The following is a 17,389-nucleotide window of genomic DNA, read 5'->3' on the forward strand; positions in this document are numbered from 1 at the left end:
CAAACGCAATTTCCCCTCGGCCCTCGCAGGCGCCAAACCGCCCAGTTCAATCAACGCATCCCAGGCGATTACCTCTGCGCGGATGAAGCCGCGCGCCATGTCCGAATGTATGCTCGCCGCCGCTTCGAGCACGCTGCTTCCGCGTTCCAACGTCCATGCCCGCGCTTCGCTTTCGTTTACGGTGAAAAAGGAAAGCAGATCGAGTAAATCGAACGAAGTGCGCACGATCGCCTCACGGCCGGATTCCTGGATTCCGTATTCTTCGAGAAATTCCCGGGCTTCTTCGTTGGATAGCTGTGCGATTTCCATTTCCAGCTTTCCGTACAACTGCATCACGCACATACGGTCGGAATGGGATTCGATATGAGCGGCATCCTGGCCTTCGGCTTGATTGACCACGATCAAGACCGGCTTTCCCGAGAGCAGGCCATACCCCGACAGGGCTTCCTTCTCCTCCGGCTTGATCTCGTACTCGCGCAACGGCGTACCATCTTCGAGTACCGCCCCAAGCCGTTCGAACAGCGCCATCTCCCGGTCGATGACCGCTCGATCGCGCCCCCCTTTCTGGCGTTCCTCCGCCAGACGCTCGAGGCGTCGTTCCACCATTAACATATCGTGCAGCAGGAATTCCGTCTCCAGCGTCGTGATGTCGCGCTCGGGATCGACGCTGCCCGCAGGATGGGGAACGGCCGGATCGTCGAACGCCCGCACCACGTGGAGAAAACCGTCCACCTGCTCCAATTGATTTACCACAGGACCAGGCAGCTCCGTGGACCTGGCCTCCACCTGAAAACCGCCGACGTCCGCGTAGACGACCTTGGTGTAGGTCTTCTTGTTTGGATTCAGCAAATCGCTCAAACGATCGAGGCGGGAATCAGGCACGTCGACGGTTGCCGTATGGACTTCGAATCTCGCTGCAGCTCCCGATGGGCCGACGGGAAGATCTGCGCCGGAGAGCATGTTGTAAATGGTCGTCTTGCCGCTCGAAGGCAGCCCGATGATGCCAAGTCGAATCATCTCGCCTCCCCCTTAATACGTATGCTGTTCTTCATGTTCCTCGTCCGATAATCAACCACGAACCGGGGCCTGGTGCGAATCATGAAGGCCGGTCTCCCCGCAGAATCTTCGATTGTGTGATTGTAAATATGAAAACTTGACCGGCCGCCGTCGTTTGAATATACTTGCCTTACGCCGAAGTGGCGGAACTGGCAGACGCGCGCGACTCAAACTCGCGTTCCTTCGGGATTGTGGGTTCGATTCCCACCTTCGGCACCAGTCGATTATAGCATAGCCGACCCCAGCAATTCACCTCGAAGCTGGGGTCGGGCGCGACTGGGCAGGCTGGTGACGTCTGGTTCGCACGCCGCAAAACGAGTTCGCCGCCTTCCCTCACTTCTCCGGCGTCCGACGGCGGTTGTTGCAGATGCGGGCGCAATGTGGCAAAATCCAGCCAACGCGATGAAAAACACTACCTTCACTCGTTTGATCGCCGGTATCGCACTCGGCCTCGTTCTCGGCTTGCTCTACGGCTGGGTGATTCGGCCCGTGGAATACGTCGATACCACACCGAACACGCTGCGCGTCGATTATCGAACGGACTACGTTCTGATGGTGGCCGAAGCATACAGCGGCGACGGGGATCTCGATGCGGCGCTCATCCGTCTGGCAGCACTCGGTTCGCAACCCCCGCTCGACATCGTGCTCGATGCAATCGACTACAGTATCGACATCGATCGCCCTCGTTCCGAATTGGAAGTCCTCAACCATCTCGCCAATCAACTGCGCGATCTGCAAGCCTCACCTGAGATTGGCGGACCATGAACAAAGGGAAATGGCTCCCACTCGTCATCGGTCTACTGCTGGGAATCGCCGCAGGTGTTTATTACGCCTGGGTGGTCAATCCCGTGGAGTACCTGGAAACCGCACCGGCCGCGCTGCGGGACGAATACAAAGCGGATTATTACAGTTTGATCGCCCTCGCATACGCCAGTACGAACGACCTCGAGCACGCACGGTCACGCCTGGCCCAGATTCCCGATCCCGATTACGCAAGCACGCTCAGCCAACTCGCCCAGACGCGCTTCGCCGCAGGCCGGCCCGAACGGGAGGTGCGTGCGCTCGCCCTGCTGGCGGCTGCGCTTGGCGAAAGCCCGGCTCCCATTGCAACCACACCTTCCACGCAGGGAGCAAGTTCCCCGACTCCGGCAACGCCCACGCGAACTGCCACCATCACCCGGCTGCCGCGTACGAATACGCCCACAGCAACGCCCGGTGCGCCCTTCGAAATGGTCGAAAAGGAGTTGGTATGCGATTTAGATCTAAAAGCACCGCTGATCCAGATCGAAGTCATCGACGCCGCCGGCCAACCCGTCCCCGGGATCGAAGCGTTCGTCATCTGGGATGAGGGCGAAGATCATTTCTTCACCGGATTGAAACCGGAACTCGGGATCGGCTACGCGGATTTCACCATGCAGGTCGGTGTTTCTTACACCTTGCAGTTGGTGGATGCGGACATCCCCGTGACCGGACTGTTTGCCGAGGAATGCGCAGGCGAAGACGGCGAGACGTTCCCCGGCTCTTGGTTGCTCACCTTTCAACAGCCCGCTGCAGAAAACTGATCTTCGCCACTCGTGACGTCTTTCGTCACGGGCCATCCCTCTCCGCCCGCTGGTTAGAGGCCGGCGTTCGAGCCGGACACGTCGGGAAGCAGATGTTCCGGCACCTGAACGGCCACCACTTCTCCGCGCGCACAAACTTCGCCTTCCGCATAGAGATCGGAAGTGACGATCACCTTTCTGCCTTTGATCTCCTTGATCTTGCTGCGAATCTCCAACTCTACGCCCAGCGGCGTCGGGCGAAGATAATCGACGTGTAATGCGGCGGTCAGGAAGCGGAGCGGTGGATCCGAATCCATGGGACGCCCCTCGGCGCGGTAGGCCGCTGCGGCCGCCGAACCCGTGCTGTGGCAGTCGATTAGGGAGGCGATCAATCCCCCGTAAACATATCCGGGAAAGGCGATGTGGTAGGGTTCCGGAATGAAACGCATCACGGTCTCATCCCCTTCCCAATGACTCTTGATCTGAAGGCCGTAGCCGTTCAAACGACCACAGCCGTAGCAGTGGCTGTATTCCTCACGGTAGTAATCCTGAAACGCCTTCTCTGGCATGTGCAATTCTCCTCGTGCACGCTTAGCTCATATATAAGGACGACAACTCATCCGTGCAGGACCGAAACGCCAATCCACGATTTCGAACGCTGCAATCCTTGATGTTACTTTTTCTCAACGGTCTCGAGCCAGGTCCGGATAGATTTTTCGTGTTCCGGGTAATGCCAATCCATGTTCGCGGAGATCATCTCCCAAAGAGGGTGCCCGTCCCGCCATGGGAAACGGTCGGGATCGAGCAGCATCTGTTCATCGATATCTTCGACGATTCGGAGGGCTTCAGCGTAGGAAGCGCGGAACTCTTTCAGCACTCTTTCCAATTCCAAACCGCGCTGCTGTTCGAAAGTTTCAGCGTTCCAGCGATCCAGGTCGTCCCACGTCATCCCGGAGGGCAGCATTTCGGGTTCGCGGTCTTGAAGCGATTCTTTCAGCCAAACGATCATGCGCCGCTCCCAGGTGCTGATGTGAGAGAGAAGATCTTTCACCGAATTCTCGCCTTCCACTCCGGGAACCAACATGCGGTTCTGCGGAACTGCGGCAACCGTCTGCTCCAACCTGGCATGCGCCTGCCGAATGGATTCCAGCAGTTTGCTTTTGTTCATTTTCTCTTCCATGCTCTCCGCCTCGTATCGGAAAGTAATCCGAAATATCTAAAACAGGAACGCTCGTCGATTGGCGCCTACTCCGCTTTTCTCCGCCGGCGCTCGCGCAGGATTTCACGGATGTGCGGCCCCAATTCTGCGATGATGGGTGATGGCTGGCTCGGCTGCCAGAGTCTCTGTGCTTCTTCTACGGGCTGCGGCCAGGACTCGGACGAATGTACGATCTCGCCCGGGCGATCGGCGTTTGCCAGAATTTCCAGGCACTGGCGAAGCACGCGCATTTGCTGCGCTGCATCGTGCGCCCGGCCCAGGGTCTGGCCAAATGGAAATTCGACCGCCAGCGTCCGAGGCACCCCGATTTTCTCCGCCCAGAACGGCATCATCGTCACCAGGATCGTGCACAAACCGGCGTCCTCGAGTGTGCGTGCCAACACGGGCATGTTGATCGCACAATCCGGTCAAGTCGGTGTGAGCAGCACACACTGGACCCCCTCGGAGAGCAGTCGATCGGCGACATTTGGACCGTAGACCTCACGCCACGCACTGGCGTCCGGTGGATACCCCTGGAAACCCATGAACGAATAGGCAAACTCCGCCAGCCCGCCGATCTCTTCCGCCCGCACCAATTCACGCATGCGGTCGATGGGCAGGAGAACGTTGATATCCTCGAGCACCATCTCTTGATTGATGTGCAGATGGCTGATGCGTATCTCACGCAGATCGACGTCTGTCGGAATCGTGCGGAACGTCGGATCTCCCCAGGTGGGCTCTTTCCTTTCTCGTTCGATGTCGAAAGGAGGCTCGCTGCCGGAGCGATAGAGGCCCCCCGAGGTTACCAGCCCGAAGATACATTCTTCCACAGGTCGCGGCAGCGGCGTCCAGGGAATGGGCAGTTCCGGCTCACGCTCGGTCGCCTTATAAAACGCTGCAATGATTCGAGGCAAATATCTAAAACTATCGACCGGCATACAATCCTCCCACTGCCATCCGTGTGAACCTTGCGGGTCATTTGCCTTCGGGTTTGATCGACTACATTCCCGCAGGCCGGATTCATCCCTATTCTAAAGGCAACGACCGGATTATCAAGAATCTTTGAAACCCGGAGTCAGTTTCCATCGCAAAGGCATGCGATCCGGGAAGATCGAGTTGAGTCTGCCAATATTGACGAATTGTATCCACTTTCGTACAATCGTGGTACCCGTGTGCTGACTGGAGCGCCCGATGGTCAACAAGGAACAGCTGATCGACGGTTTTGCCCTCAATCTTTCTCTCATCCGAAGACAGTGTGACGGGCTCGAGCACGAGGACAGTCTGCGGCAGCCTCCTTTTCGCGGTAACTGCCTGAACTGGGTTCTCGGGCACATCCTCGTCGGGCGGGATCGCGTTTTACATCTCCTGGGAGAAAAGCCCACACTCTCGACGGAAGAAAAGAAACACTACGAAACCAATTCCGATCCGATCACGGAGGACAGCGAGGAAAATCTCGAGCTGGCCGATTTGCTGGCCCGTCTGCGATCGGCGCAAGAGCACATCTCGACCGGTCTGCAGCGCGCCACCCCGGAAGATCTCTCGAAAGCGATCGATATAGAAAATCCCACCGTCACGATTGGGAAGGAAATCTTCGGCTTGTACTTCCACGATACCTACCACACGGGGCAAACAGAACTGCTGCGCCAATTGGCCGGCACGAACGACAAGGTTGTGTAGCTGCGTTGAGAAGCTAAATCGGTCGACTCTACGATTCTTCCACCGCCGCTTCCGAAGCCGCCTGGCCTTCATCGAGCGCCTCTTGCGTTTCTTCCTGCTCCGATTCGCCCTTAAAACCGAGATCGATTTCCTCTTCCATGGTGATCTTGCCCCGCAGAAAGGCGCCTTCTTCCGTCGAAAATGAAGTGGTGACGACGTCCCCCCAGATGCGGCCGTTGCGCGTGATCTCGACCTTGCGGGCAGTGATGTCCCCCTTGACGGAGCCGGCGACGACCACCGTCACGGCGCGGATGTGTTCGCAAGTCACACGGCCCCCTTCTCCGACCACGACCAATCCTTGCAGGGAAATATCCCCATCGAAAACCCCCTCGATGCGCACCCCGCCCGTGCCGGAGATCTGCCCTTGCCAAATGATTCCTGGCCCGAGCACGGAGTCCACCCGCTCGGGCACCGGCTGGGTTTCGGCAGGCATGTCGCTCGTTCTACGAAACATTCGACCTCCAGCGTCGTTCGAATGGGAGCATACTCGCTCCGGGAATGGATGTCAATGTGCCGGCAGCCGCATGAATTGCCCGGCTGCCAAAGCACAGAATTATAGATTTACGGCGAATGGATATCCCCTGCGGCGGGCACACCAGCTGCGCTCTCGGCTCTCAGCACGGCGTTCGTGATCGCCCGGGCGACGACCTCGGCGCCGTAAGCGCCGACGAGATTGACGTCCGCTCCCTTCTTGCCGGTGGCGAGAGCGAAGATCGTATCCCCGTCGTACATCGTATGCGCAGGCCGCACCGTACGCGCGACGCCGTCCTGCGCCATCTGCGCCACTTTGTTCACTTCTTCCTTATCCAACTGCGCGTTCGTAGCCACGACACCGATTACCGTGTTGCTTCTCGCGGCAAAGCGTAAGGCGGTCTTGCCCACCATGCCCTTCATGACCGCAAGCGTATCGGCGAAAGGGCCTCCGCCCCCGATCGCGATCGGTCCCACTTTCGCCGGACGAGCACCCGCCAGAATGTTCCCCGTCTGCGGATCGACGACGTCCCCGAGCGCATTGACGGCCATGAGCGCGCCAACGACGATGCCGCCGCCCAGATCCGCGCTTGCCGTTCCGATTCCGCTCTTCATCGCACCCGCCATGCCCAGGATCTTCCCCACACTGGCTCCCATACCCGCACCGGCGTTTCCCTCCTGCATGCGATCGTGCGTGGCGTTCTTGCAGGCCAGATACCCCATCTCGGCATCCGGTCGGACGTTCGATTGTCCCAGGCCCAGATCGAAGAGAATTGCTGCGGGCACGATCGGCACCTTGGCGACCATCGTGTCGTGCCCGATGTCGCGTTCCTCGAGATAGCGCATCACGCCCCCCGCGGCATCCAGGCCGTAGGCCGAGCCCCCGGCGAGCAAGATGGCGTGGATTTTCTCCACCAGATGGGACGGGTGCAATAAATCCGTCTCACGCGTGCCCGGCGCGCCGCCGCGTTGATCTACTCCGCCGACGGCGCCGTCCGTGCATAGCAGCACCGTGCATCCGGTCAATGCCTGTGCGTCGTCCGCATGGCCGACCATGATTCCCGGCACATCGGTGATCGAATCTTTGAACTTCATGCGACACCCCTAACTCCCGCAGTCAGGATCGAGCCCGGCATTCGGACCGAACCGCGCTTCGCCATCCCGACGCCGTCAACCTGTTCCCCGCATGCAGCGGTCATCCGCGGCATGGGGAAAATTCGTTCATCCCAACTTGTAACCAAACCTGCGCAGCAGGGACATGCGTTCCTGGATTTCCTTCTCGCCTTCGACGCCGGCGCTTTTAACGCCATCGATTACGCCCAACACGCCGCGCCCTTGTTCGCTTTCCGCCAGGATCACCTCCACGGGATTCGCCGTGGCGCAGAAAACGCTGCAAACTTCAGGTACGGCCTTCACGGCATTGAGCACGTTGACCGGGAACACGTTCCCCAAACATATAATGAACACGTGCCCCGCGGAGAGCGCCAGCGCATTTTCCTTCGCCAGGTCGACCAGGTCGTCGTCCGTGCCGCTGATGCGTACGAGCGCCGGTCCGGACGATTCGCAGAAAGCCAGCCCGAACTCAATCCCCGGCACAGCGCCCACCAGCGCTTCGTGAAGGTCCTCAACTGTTTTAATGAAATGGGATTGCCCGATAATCACGTTCACCGCTTCGGGCTTTTCGATCTTGACGGTCAACAATTCCATTCGCTCATCTCCTCCCTGGCAGTCAACCTATGAGATGCATAGTCTTGCTTCATTGTAACCCAGGCGAAGGCACGAAGACCACATTTTTTATGCCCCTAATTCAGCTAAACCAGCCCCGGACGACGCATCCAGTCCGGCGTTGCCAACATCACAGCGGGAGATAACACACCTGCCAGCAATCGCCACGGGTGCCAAGCCCAAAGAAAAGCGCCTGGCTTACTGCGATGCGAAAGAACGGGGGTGTGGAAATTGCACTCCATTCGTTCATGTTCAATCCGGCCGACGGACTCTCGATCGTATCGAGACACGTCGTGCAGCTCAATTATTTATCAAGCTCGAGGTCCAACTGTCGATCCGGGCCAGCAGATCGCGGTGGATGAAGTGGCCGATTGAGAATCGCGGCGAATTGACGCACGCTCGCAGGGCTGTGGCCCGCAAAATGGTTGTTGAAGAAACCGTACACATCCATACCGGCGTCCAGAAAACCGGCCACGATATCGGCCCAGGTTTCGAGCACCTTCGTCCGATCGATCTGGATGCGGTCGAAGACCTGAATGTCCTCCCGTCTACCCAACCAGCGAATCACGCTGAAATCCGCCGTGACCCAATCCAGCCGCGGCATGTAATGTAAATCTTGCAGCACGAGCGCCGCGCTGTGACCGGCGAGCATCTCACGAAACGCCGGCGTCAGCCACTTACGGTTGCGCACCTCCACGGCGTAGCGCGGGCCAGCCGGCAGATCCCCCAGGAAGCTGTCCAATCGATCGAAGAATTCGGGTGTGAAGTCGTAGGCAAATTGCAGGGTGAGCACGGCCAACTTTTCCTTCAGAGCCTGCATGCTCCCGACGAACGCCTGCGCGTCTCCAAGCGCACCTTCGAGTTTTTTATCGTGCGTGATCAATTTGGGGAATTTCGCCGAAAATTTAAAGTCCGCTGGTGTGCGCTGATACCAGCCGTGTATCGTCGTCGCTCGGGGTACACCGTAAAACGTGGAATCGATCTCCACCGTCGAAAATTGACGGGCGTAGGTCTCCAAATAGGCTCGCGGGGAGGTTCCCTCGGGATAGAAAGGACCCACCCAGTCATTGAATGAAAAACCCTGCGTGCCTAAATACAGATTCCCCGTTCGACCTTCCATAATGAAAATTAGATCACATTCTTGTGAGGGGTGCTGAATATTGATATTTTGACGCAGGACGACCGTGAAATCCGCGGCTTGAATGCGAAGATTCTCAATCCGCCGAGGCCAGCAATTTCACCACGTGACCCAGGATGTACTCAGCAACCTGGGACTTACTCATTACGGGCAACTCTATCGGGTCGCCGTCTTTGGTCAACACAGTTACACGGTTGGTGTCCACACCGAAACCCGCATCGACAGCCGTTATGTCGTTGGCGGCGATCAGGTCCAGGCCCTTCTGCTGCAGCTTCGCCCGCGCGTTGTCGACCAGATCCTGACTCTCCGCAGCGAAACCCACAATCACGGTCGGCTTTTTGCGCTTCTTGCGCTGCGCCGACACGAGCGCAAGGATGTCATCCGTGGGTTCCAACTTCACTTCGGGCGCTCCCTCTCTGCGTTTGAGCTTCTCATCGACGGAGCGGTTTGGCCGGAAATCGGCCACCGCCGCAGCCATGAGCAGCACGTCGGCGCGCTCGGTTCGTTCCAATACCGCCTGGCGCATTTCCTCTGCAGTATCGACATCGATACGCTCGGCGCCGACCGGCGTTGGCAGCATGGCTGGCGCGCTGATGAGGATCGTCTTCGCGCCGCGATCGATCGCTGCTTGTGCCAGGGCAAAGCCTTGTTTGCCGGAGGAACGGTTGGCGATCACGCGCACCGGATCGATTGGTTCCTGGGTGCCGCCGGCCGTCACGACGACGGTCCGCCCTCGTAGCTCTCCACTCTGTCCGAGAATGAAGCGCACGCAGCCGAAAATTTCCTCCGGCTCCAGCATGCGGCCTTTGCCGACCAACCCTGAGGCCATACGGCCTTCGGCGGGCCCGAGAATATGCACTTCTCTTTCTTCCAGGGTCGCGAGATTCGCCTGTGTCGCCGCGTTGGAGAACATCCCGGCATCCATGGCCGGTGCGACGGCTAACGGGCAGGCTGCGGCCAACGCCGAAAGGGTGAGGAAATTGTCTGCTTGCCCGTGAGCCAATTTAGCCAGGCTGTTCGCCGTCGCCGGCGCCAGAATGCATAAGTCGATCTCGTGCGTCAGACCGATGTGAATCACGTGCGCTTCGCTGCCCCACAGGTCGTCGTCCGTGTACGCCCGCCTCCCGGTCACGGATTGAAACGTCAGCGGGGTGACGAAGCGCTGCGCCGCCCGTGTCAGGATGACGTCCACGACGACGCCCGCCTTCGTCAGTCTGGAAGCCAGATCTACGGCCTTATAGGCCGCGATCGAGCCCGTCACGCCTAATAGAAGGTGACGATCCTTTAAAACCGGGATCCCATCGTTCTGCTGCATATCATCGACCTCGTTTACGAACGCTTCGCGCTTCCCGGCATGTATCGGGAGAAAATGATCCTGCAACCATTGTACAATGAACCAACCCCGTTGGGGACGGTGGCGGTGGGAATCAGGAATTTAATTTGTTCTGCCGAGCCATGATCGCAGCCATCTTTCAATGAGCAAACACACCGCTGCGAGGCCGTCCGGGAACTCTGCCGCACGCATGTCGCCCGGCGCTATTCGTCGAGGTACCAAACGCTGAAATCATCGAAACTCACACCAGCGTCCGGCTTCTGTGCGCTTCCCAGGTAGAGTGCAAACTGCCCATGAACGCTCTCATACCAGCCCGCAGGAATCGAGCGGTTATCCACCCACTTCCCGTTGATGTAGAAATCGACGTCCGTGCCCTTCACCATGACGCCGATGCGGTTGACCGCCCCCGCGCCGCTTTGGATCAATTCACTACCCGTCAACGCTCTGCGATCGCAGTCGATCAGCGCTCCCCCAAGCCAGGAACACACCGGGCTATCGGTCGGGGGCCAATAGGTTTTCCCGACGAAGTACTCCCCACCGCAGCTGATTCCGAACATCAGGCCGCGATCTGCAGCCTTGTCTCCTCGAAATACGATGCCGGCGGTATCGCCCGGAACGCACTGTTCACCGTTGAATATCAGAAAATCGACGTAGAAGTCCTCGGCGTCGATGAACGACCAATACCAGGTCCATAGACCCCGCGAGGTGAAGGTAATTCTATAACGGCCGTCTTCATACCAGGCGTTCGCCGCACCTGCAGAATTGGTGGGGAATTTCCCCGAACCGCCATCGAAATCGTCCCCATCCTGAGGCGCTCCCCAGCCGAAGGCTGGATCGAAAGCGGCGCGTTCCAGGCTCCCCGCAGCCCCTTCCTCGCTATCGCCAGTGTCATCATCCGTAGGCGTCGCCGTGTTTTCGATCTCCGCTTGCGCCGTGACCGTGACGGTGGGGTGAGGCGAATCGGCCTGCAGTTCAGCATCCTGGGTGAGTCTGGCTTGCTCCAGCGCCAGCGTCGTCGCCTGCACTTCAAGCGCCGTCTGGGTCGAAGCGATCGATTCGGCCAACCGTTCGGACGGCAGGCTGCATGCCAGGGATGCGATGAACAGCGCCAATAAACTCAAAGGGATGCGGATTTTGTTCATGCTCGAACGCATCCCCATCCCTTTCCGAGTCCCTGTTCCCCTTTGTAATTCAAATCAACCGCAGCAATACGATATTGACGATGCACGTCAATCCAGATACCAGATATTGAAATCGTCGAAACTCACGCTGGCGTTCGGCTTCTGCGCCGTTCCCAGGTAGAGCGCAAAATTGCCATGTACAAACACACCCGGGGTATAGTTCGCCACAGAACGATTGGCGACCCATTTGCCGTTGATGTAAAAATCGATATCGTCCCCGCGTGCCATGACGCCAACCCGGTTGACCGCTCCCGGACCAGGCTGGATCAGGTCACTCGGATACAATGTCCGAGCAGTCGGATCAATGACGCCGGCTTCTGAGAAATCGAAGATAACGCCGTCCGAGCCTGGAACGGCGGTGAATCCGATGAAGTATTCCCCACCGCAGCTGATGCCGAACATCAAACCATAATCGGCATCCTTATGACCACGAAATACGAAACCTGCCGTATCACCGGAAACACACTGGTCGCCGTTGTAGACCAGAAAATCAGCGTAGAAGTCCGCGGCGTCGATGAACGACCAATACCAGGTCCAGCGGTTGCGCGAGGTGAAGGTGATATTGAAGCGTCCGTCTCCATACCAGGCCGTAGCTGCTCCCGCACTGCTCGACGGGAACTTACCTGTCGCGCCGTCGAAATTGTCACTGTCATGTCCGGCGCCCCAGCCATAAGCCGGATCGTACGAGGCGCGCTCCAGGCTGCCTTCCACTGCCCCGGAAGATTCTTCCTCGGCCTCTACCGTAGATGTGGGGGTAGTATCTGCTGTCTCTTCTTCCACCGCAGGCTCTTCCAAATCCGGTGGAGCAGCCGATTCCTCCTGCGATTCCGCTGCCTGGGTGAGTACGGCCTTCTGCAGCGCCAGGGTCGTGGCTTCCACCTCGAGCGCCAGTTGTGTGGCCTCCACCGAGCCAGATGATTGATTGGTGGGAAGAGCGCAGGACAGACTGGCGAGGAACAGGAAAACGAGGCACATCCATGCTGCAGCAGATTTACGAAGGTGGTAACTTTTCATGAGAACCTCCTTGATACGACTGGATCACGTGCGAGATAATCATCTTTGCGACGTCGGTCGTCTCTATGGACATAACGAATTGCATCCAACGATTGTGACGTTTCACAGAATCTCGGGCAGTTCCATCCCCATAATAGACTTAAGCCGGGTAGCCGGCAAATCGATTTCTCCTCCAAAAGAAGCGCCCAAGAACGGCGTTTCCGGCCGACTGGCAGGGCAATCGCCCAATCTGATCCTCTGATATACTTCATCACTGCGTTGGAATCAATCGCGGAACGGAGTCAGGCATGGCAGAAGATCCGGAAACCTTCATTCGCGAAGTCACCGAACAGGTACGCACGCTTCACATTCAATTCTCGGGCGCCATGTGGCAGTCCGCGACGACGGGCACAGAACAAGCGGCACGGCGCGAGAAGGACACCAAAGCCGAGTTGATGCGTTTTTGGGCCGACACGCAATTGTATGAAACCGCAAAAAATCTAAACGAAACGAGCACCACGGACGATCCGCTGCAGCGTCGTACGCTGCAGCGGATCTACCTCTCGAGCGCGAAAGCGCAGCAAGACGAAGCGACCATCGAAGCCATCACCAATCTCGAGACGGAAACCCAACGCAGTTTTTATAACTTTCGCGCCCTCGTCGACGGAAAACCGATCAGCGACAACGAAGTGGAAAACATTCTCCGCACAAGCCGCGATTCCGCCGCCGTGCGCAAGGTTTGGGAAGCGAGCAAGCGCATTGGAGAAGAAGTCGCCGACCACGTGCGCGAATTGGCGCATCTGCGCAACAAATCCGCCCAGGCCCAGGGTTTCCGCGATCACTTCCAGCGCTCGCTGGTCCTCAACGAAATCGAAGAGGCGCACTTGGCTGCGCTCTTCACCGAACTCGAAAAAGCCAGCCAAAAGCCGTTCCTGTTGTTGAAGAAAGAGATAGACCGGATCCGCGCCGAGCATTTCTCAATCGACGAGGCAGATCTCCGGCCCTGGCATTACGGGGATCGCTTCTTCCAGCGCGCGCCGGAGCTCAGCAAAGTGCCGCTGGATCCCTATTTTGCGAATCGAGATCCCGTCGAGTTGGCCCTCGAGACTTACGACGGAATGGATATCGACGTGCGCGGCATCCTCGACCGTTCCGACCTTTACCCTCGTGAGGGCAAGGACCAACATGCCTTCTGTATCGACATCGATCGGGAAGGTGATGTACGCACGCTGAACAACCTGGAACCTTCCCACCGCTGGACGTCTACTCTGCTTCACGAACTCGGCCACGCCGTTTACGACGAACACATCGACCCCAAGATGCCGTGGATCCTGAGGACACCGCCCCACCCGCTCTCCACGGAAGCCATCGCATTGTTGATGCAAGCGCAGACCTACGACCGCACGTGGCTGAGCAGCGTGCTGAAGATCAAGGACGAGGAAGCGGCGCGCTTGTCTTCCGCCGCCGTCGAACAGCAGCGCGCCCAACGGCTGGTCTTCACCCGCTGGGCGCTGGTGATGACGGATTTCGAGCGTGCGCTCTACGCCGATCCCGACCGGGTATTGAATACATTGTGGTGGGACCTGGTCGAGAAATACCAGGCGCTGCAGCGTCCCGAAAATCGGAGTGCTCCGGACTGGGCTGCAAAGTACCACATCGCCCTCACCCCCGTTTATTATCACAGCTACGAAATCGGCCATCTCGTAACCTCACAACTGCAGGCGTTCATCACCGGCCAGATGGGCGCCCGGCTGGGACAGCCCGAGGTCGGCCAGTGGTTGATCGAGAACTACTTCCGGCCCGGCGCCAGCCAGGATTGGGCAAGTCACGTCGAAAGCGTGACCGGAGAGGCGTTGAACCCGAAATACTTCGTGGATTCCATCCAATAGCGTCCGGAAACGTATGATCCCCAGTAGAAAACCGGTAAGGTGAAACCGATGACCAAACCCGACCTGTCAGACTCCATCATCGTAGTGTCTGGACTGCCCCGCTCCGGGACGTCGATGATGATGAACATGCTCGCAAGCGGTGGACTCGAACTTCTCACCGATGGCATCCGCGAGGCGGACGATGACAATCCCCTCGGCTACTACGAATACGAAACGGTGAAGCAGCTCAAGGAAGGTGAGACGGCCTGGGTGAATAACGCCCGAGGCAAAGTCGTCAAGATCATTTCCTATCTGCTTCCCAGGCTCCCCGAAGACTTCCACTATCGCATCATTTTCATGCAGCGCGAACTCGACGAGGTGCTTGCGTCACAACGAAAAATGATCGTCCGCCGCGGCGAGAATCCCGACAAGATCGATAACGAGAAGATGAAGACGATCCTCGAGAATCATTTGCGGGATATCAATGCGTGGCTCCAAGAACAAGATCACATTGAGCGCATCGATATGCCGTATAAAGAAATCGTTCACGATCCTCAGCCGTATGTCGAGGAGATCGCTCGATTCCTCGGTCGCACACTCGATCTGGATTCGATGATCCACACCGTCGAACCCAAACTATACCGTCAACGCAAATGAGACATGACCTACGCAACCGCCTTCGTGACGCACGGAATCACGTCCGCGCTCCATCGAACTGCAAACAACCCTCGACATGGTTTATAATGTCGGGGATCACAAATCGATAAGTCCAGCAAATCGGGAGACACGGCAGCCCAGTTTGAAGCAGCTCCGCATGAACCCTGTTTGAATTCACATTCGTATCGATTCGAGGATAGAGGTGCAACCATGTATATTGATCCGAACACCGGAGGCCAGATTTTTCAACTCTTGGCGGTTATCTTTGCGGCGATCTCAGGTATGGTCCTGGTGTTTTCAAGCAAGATTCGCATGTTTTGGTCGAGGATGAAGCGGCGATATCGAGAAGCGGGAAGCGACAACCCGGTTGAACTCGAAAATACCGACGCAGATTCAACCCCGGATCAGTAAAACCGGGACTCACTACTACTTGTAGATGAAAACCATCATCATCGGATTCGATGCGTTCGATCCCACTTTTTTCGAACGATTGCACAGCCAAGGGAAACTGCCAAACCTGGGAGAGTACGTCGCTAACAAGGGATACGCCCGATTAGCTGTCGCCAACCCCGCACAGAGCGAAGTGTCCTGGACCAGCATCGCTACCGGCATGAACCCGGGCGAACACGGACTCTTCGATTTCGTACACCGCAACCCAGCCAATTACGCCCTGCACGTTTCCTTGTTGCCGACGAGCAAATCGGCTCTCGGGGTGCAGTTCGTTCCCCCACACAACGCCTACACCGTCTTCGAGCATGCCGTAGAGATGGGGTACCCCGCTACGACACTGTGGTGGCCGGCAACATTTCCCGCCCGCAGGCAGTCCCCTGTACGAACGATCCCCGGGCTTGGCACGCCGGACATCCTGGGCCGTTTGGGCGTGGGAACCTTCTTCCAGCTCGATCCGAACCCCGCAGACAAGACAACCAAGACCAACGTAGAAAACCTCGCGCAAGATGGCAAGCAAAAAGCACACGGTTCCTTGAAAGGGCCGCTGCTCAAATCGAAGAACAGTAACGATAAGCAAGCCTCACTTGCCTTCGAGATCGAATGGATCGACGACGACAACGCCAGATTACAAATCGACAAGAAAATCATTCCACTGCAGAAGAATCGTTGGAGCCCGTTTATCGAGCTCGTCTTCAAGCTTCGCCTCGGCGTTTCCGTGCGTGCGATCACGCAGGTACTGCTGACAGAAAATTCCCACGGGCCGGGTTTGTACTTCCTGCCGCTGCAGATCCACCCCCAAAAAGCTTTGTGGCCATACGCCAACCCGGGTGGTTTCGCCAAGGGACTGTGGAAAAACATCGGTCCGTTTCACACCCTTGGCTGGCCGCAGGATACGACCGCACTGGACGAGGGTTTCATTCAGGACGAGCACTTCTTGAATCTGTGTGATGCCATCCTCGAGTCCCGCGAAAAAGTATTCATGAGTCAGATTCAAGATTTCGAAGAAGGCATTCTTGCCATCGTCTTCGATTCTCTCGATCGTCTCCAACACATGTTCCGCCGAGATCGAGAGGACGTTGTCGAATCCTGGTACCTGAAATTGGATGCCTTGTTCGGCCGCATCGTCGATCAAATCCAAAAGAACGGCCACAAAGACGCAAGGATCCTGGCGCTTTCCGATCACGGTTTCAACAGCTTCGACTACAAAGTCCACCTGAATCGTCGGCTCATCGAGCAGGATTATCTGGTCCCTTCAAGCGCCGAAGATCGAGGCGGACTTCAAGACGTCCTCTGGCAGAAGACACGCGCTTACGCGATAGGACTGTCGAGTATTTATCTCAACAGGTCCGGACGAGAGAAAGACGGCATTGTTACAGAAAGCGAGCAGGCATCGTTAACAGCCCGGATCAAGGATGATTTGCTCTCCTGGAAAGGCCCCGACAACCGCCCGGTCGTGCGGACGGTGTGGACGTGCGAGGAGGCCTTCCATGGCCCACTCACGCCCTTCGCCCCGGATCTCGTCGTGGGGTTCAACGCCGGATACCGCGCATCGGGCCAGACGGGACTCGGGAATTGGGAAGCCCACGCACTCGAAAAGAACCTCGATCATTGGGGGGCGGACCACTGCATCGACCCGGGCCTCGTGCCGGGTGTGCTGTTTGCCAATACGAGCCTGGAGCAGTTCCCCAACCCCTCGTACGCCGATGTCCCCGACCTGGTCATCGGCGGAAAATTCCAACCTCGTGAAACGACCTCCGCGCCGCAGCCCCCGGCTACGAGCGATGAGGATCGGGAAACCCTGGAAGAAAGGCTCAAGGATCTTGGCTATCTTTAGGAATCGGTTTTCGTCAGAAGAATTGATCCAGATCTTCGTGGCCTGTTCCTTCCCGATCCATGTCTGGGCGATCCCCAACATGCTCCGCGATGTCCCTTCCTGGCTGCTTCACTTTACGAAAAGTGAACTTGCCGCGGTTGTATCCTACACGCTGACCTTCATGCTCTTCGAGAGCATTCTTGTATTCGCCTGCATTTTGATCCTGGGGTTGCTGATCCCCAAACGCTG

18 protein-coding genes and 1 tRNA gene are annotated in these 17,389 nt (G+C 57.7%); 7 read left to right on the forward strand and 12 right to left on the reverse strand.

What is annotated here, in order from left to right; genetic code table 11:
- A partial coding sequence (locus P8Z34_12895; protein MEJ2551572.1) for a DUF933 domain-containing protein occupies positions 1 to 1,017 on the reverse strand: 1,017 nt, incomplete at its 3' end.
- Positions 1,018 to 1,190: 173 nt separating this feature from the next.
- On the opposite strand from P8Z34_12895, the gene P8Z34_12900 reads away from it, so the two are divergent.
- The 3 genes from P8Z34_12900 (at position 1,191) to P8Z34_12910 (ending at position 2,618) form a co-directional block, all read left to right on the forward strand.
- Positions 1,191 to 1,275, forward strand: a tRNA-Leu gene (locus P8Z34_12900).
- A 159-nt stretch (positions 1,276 to 1,434) separates the two neighbouring features.
- Complete coding sequence (locus tag P8Z34_12905) at positions 1,435 to 1,821, forward strand: hypothetical protein (GenBank protein MEJ2551573.1); 387 nt, start codon at positions 1,435 to 1,437, stop codon at positions 1,819 to 1,821.
- Positions 1,818 to 2,618, forward strand: a complete 801-nt coding sequence (locus P8Z34_12910) for a hypothetical protein (protein MEJ2551574.1) — start codon at positions 1,818 to 1,820, stop codon at positions 2,616 to 2,618. The genes P8Z34_12905 and P8Z34_12910 overlap by 4 nt, the downstream gene beginning before the upstream one ends.
- A gap of 53 nt (positions 2,619 to 2,671) precedes the next feature.
- On the opposite strand, the gene P8Z34_12915 is transcribed toward P8Z34_12910, so the two are convergent.
- The 4 genes from P8Z34_12915 to P8Z34_12930 all read right to left on the reverse strand — a co-directional run bounded on the left by P8Z34_12915 (position 2,672) and on the right by P8Z34_12930 (position 4,733).
- Positions 2,672 to 3,166, reverse strand: a complete 495-nt coding sequence (locus P8Z34_12915; protein ID MEJ2551575.1) for a PaaI family thioesterase — start codon at positions 3,164 to 3,166, stop codon at positions 2,672 to 2,674.
- Positions 3,167 to 3,270: 104 nt separating this feature from the next.
- A complete protein-coding gene (locus P8Z34_12920) occupies positions 3,271 to 3,765 on the reverse strand; it encodes a DinB family protein (GenBank protein ID MEJ2551576.1) in 495 nt (164 codons plus the stop codon).
- A gap of 77 nt (positions 3,766 to 3,842) precedes the next feature.
- Entirely contained in the window at positions 3,843 to 4,205 is a 363-nt protein-coding gene (locus P8Z34_12925; GenBank protein MEJ2551577.1) for a hypothetical protein, read from the reverse strand.
- Between the two features lie 18 nt (positions 4,206 to 4,223).
- Positions 4,224 to 4,733 carry a glycine/sarcosine/betaine reductase selenoprotein B family protein gene (locus P8Z34_12930; protein MEJ2551578.1) on the reverse strand — a complete coding sequence of 170 codons (510 nt, stop codon included), beginning with the start codon at positions 4,731 to 4,733 and terminating at the stop codon, positions 4,224 to 4,226.
- Positions 4,734 to 4,986: 253 nt separating this feature from the next.
- Here P8Z34_12930 and P8Z34_12935 point away from each other — a divergent pair, with 253 nt between their 5' ends.
- Positions 4,987 to 5,472, forward strand: a complete 486-nt coding sequence (locus P8Z34_12935; GenBank protein ID MEJ2551579.1) for a DinB family protein — start codon at positions 4,987 to 4,989, stop codon at positions 5,470 to 5,472.
- A gap of 28 nt (positions 5,473 to 5,500) precedes the next feature.
- On the opposite strand, the gene P8Z34_12940 is transcribed toward P8Z34_12935, so the two are convergent.
- The 7 genes from P8Z34_12940 to P8Z34_12970 form a co-directional block, all read right to left on the reverse strand.
- The gene (locus tag P8Z34_12940; GenBank protein ID MEJ2551580.1) at positions 5,501 to 5,965 is read right to left on the reverse strand and encodes a polymer-forming cytoskeletal protein; all 465 of its coding nucleotides are present in this window, start codon (positions 5,963 to 5,965) and stop codon (positions 5,501 to 5,503) included.
- 107 nt (positions 5,966 to 6,072) lie between these two features.
- Entirely contained in the window at positions 6,073 to 7,077 is a 1,005-nt protein-coding gene (locus P8Z34_12945; protein MEJ2551581.1) for a P1 family peptidase, read from the reverse strand.
- A gap of 126 nt (positions 7,078 to 7,203) precedes the next feature.
- Positions 7,204 to 7,689, reverse strand: coding sequence for an adenosine-specific kinase (locus P8Z34_12950; GenBank protein ID MEJ2551582.1), 486 nt, complete (start codon positions 7,687 to 7,689; stop codon positions 7,204 to 7,206).
- 322 nt (positions 7,690 to 8,011) lie between these two features.
- A complete protein-coding gene (locus P8Z34_12955; protein ID MEJ2551583.1) occupies positions 8,012 to 8,827 on the reverse strand; it encodes a DUF72 domain-containing protein in 816 nt (271 codons plus the stop codon).
- A gap of 94 nt (positions 8,828 to 8,921) precedes the next feature.
- On the reverse strand, positions 8,922 to 10,160 hold the full coding sequence (gene coaBC, locus P8Z34_12960) for a bifunctional phosphopantothenoylcysteine decarboxylase/phosphopantothenate--cysteine ligase CoaBC (GenBank protein ID MEJ2551584.1): 1,239 nt from the start codon (positions 10,158 to 10,160) through the stop codon (positions 8,922 to 8,924).
- 221 nt (positions 10,161 to 10,381) lie between these two features.
- Positions 10,382 to 11,320 carry a hypothetical protein gene (locus P8Z34_12965; GenBank protein ID MEJ2551585.1) on the reverse strand — a complete coding sequence of 313 codons (939 nt, stop codon included), beginning with the start codon at positions 11,318 to 11,320 and terminating at the stop codon, positions 10,382 to 10,384.
- An 87-nt stretch (positions 11,321 to 11,407) separates the two neighbouring features.
- A complete protein-coding gene (locus P8Z34_12970; protein MEJ2551586.1) occupies positions 11,408 to 12,373 on the reverse strand; it encodes a hypothetical protein in 966 nt (321 codons plus the stop codon).
- Positions 12,374 to 12,660: 287 nt separating this feature from the next.
- Here P8Z34_12970 and P8Z34_12975 point away from each other — a divergent pair, with 287 nt between their 5' ends.
- From P8Z34_12975 to P8Z34_12985, 3 genes are all read left to right on the forward strand, one after another.
- The gene (locus P8Z34_12975; protein MEJ2551587.1) at positions 12,661 to 14,241 is read left to right on the forward strand and encodes a M2 family metallopeptidase; all 1,581 of its coding nucleotides are present in this window, start codon (positions 12,661 to 12,663) and stop codon (positions 14,239 to 14,241) included.
- A 48-nt stretch (positions 14,242 to 14,289) separates the two neighbouring features.
- Entirely contained in the window at positions 14,290 to 14,877 is a 588-nt protein-coding gene (locus P8Z34_12980) for a sulfotransferase domain-containing protein (protein MEJ2551588.1), read from the forward strand.
- 436 nt (positions 14,878 to 15,313) lie between these two features.
- Positions 15,314 to 17,161 carry an alkaline phosphatase family protein gene (locus tag P8Z34_12985; GenBank protein MEJ2551589.1) on the forward strand — a complete coding sequence of 616 codons (1,848 nt, stop codon included), beginning with the start codon at positions 15,314 to 15,316 and terminating at the stop codon, positions 17,159 to 17,161.
- Positions 17,162 to 17,389: the final 228 nt, after the last annotated feature.

The organism is Anaerolineales bacterium (genome assembly GCA_037382465.1).
Lineage (GTDB): Bacteria > Chloroflexota > Anaerolineae > Anaerolineales > E44-bin32 > WVZH01.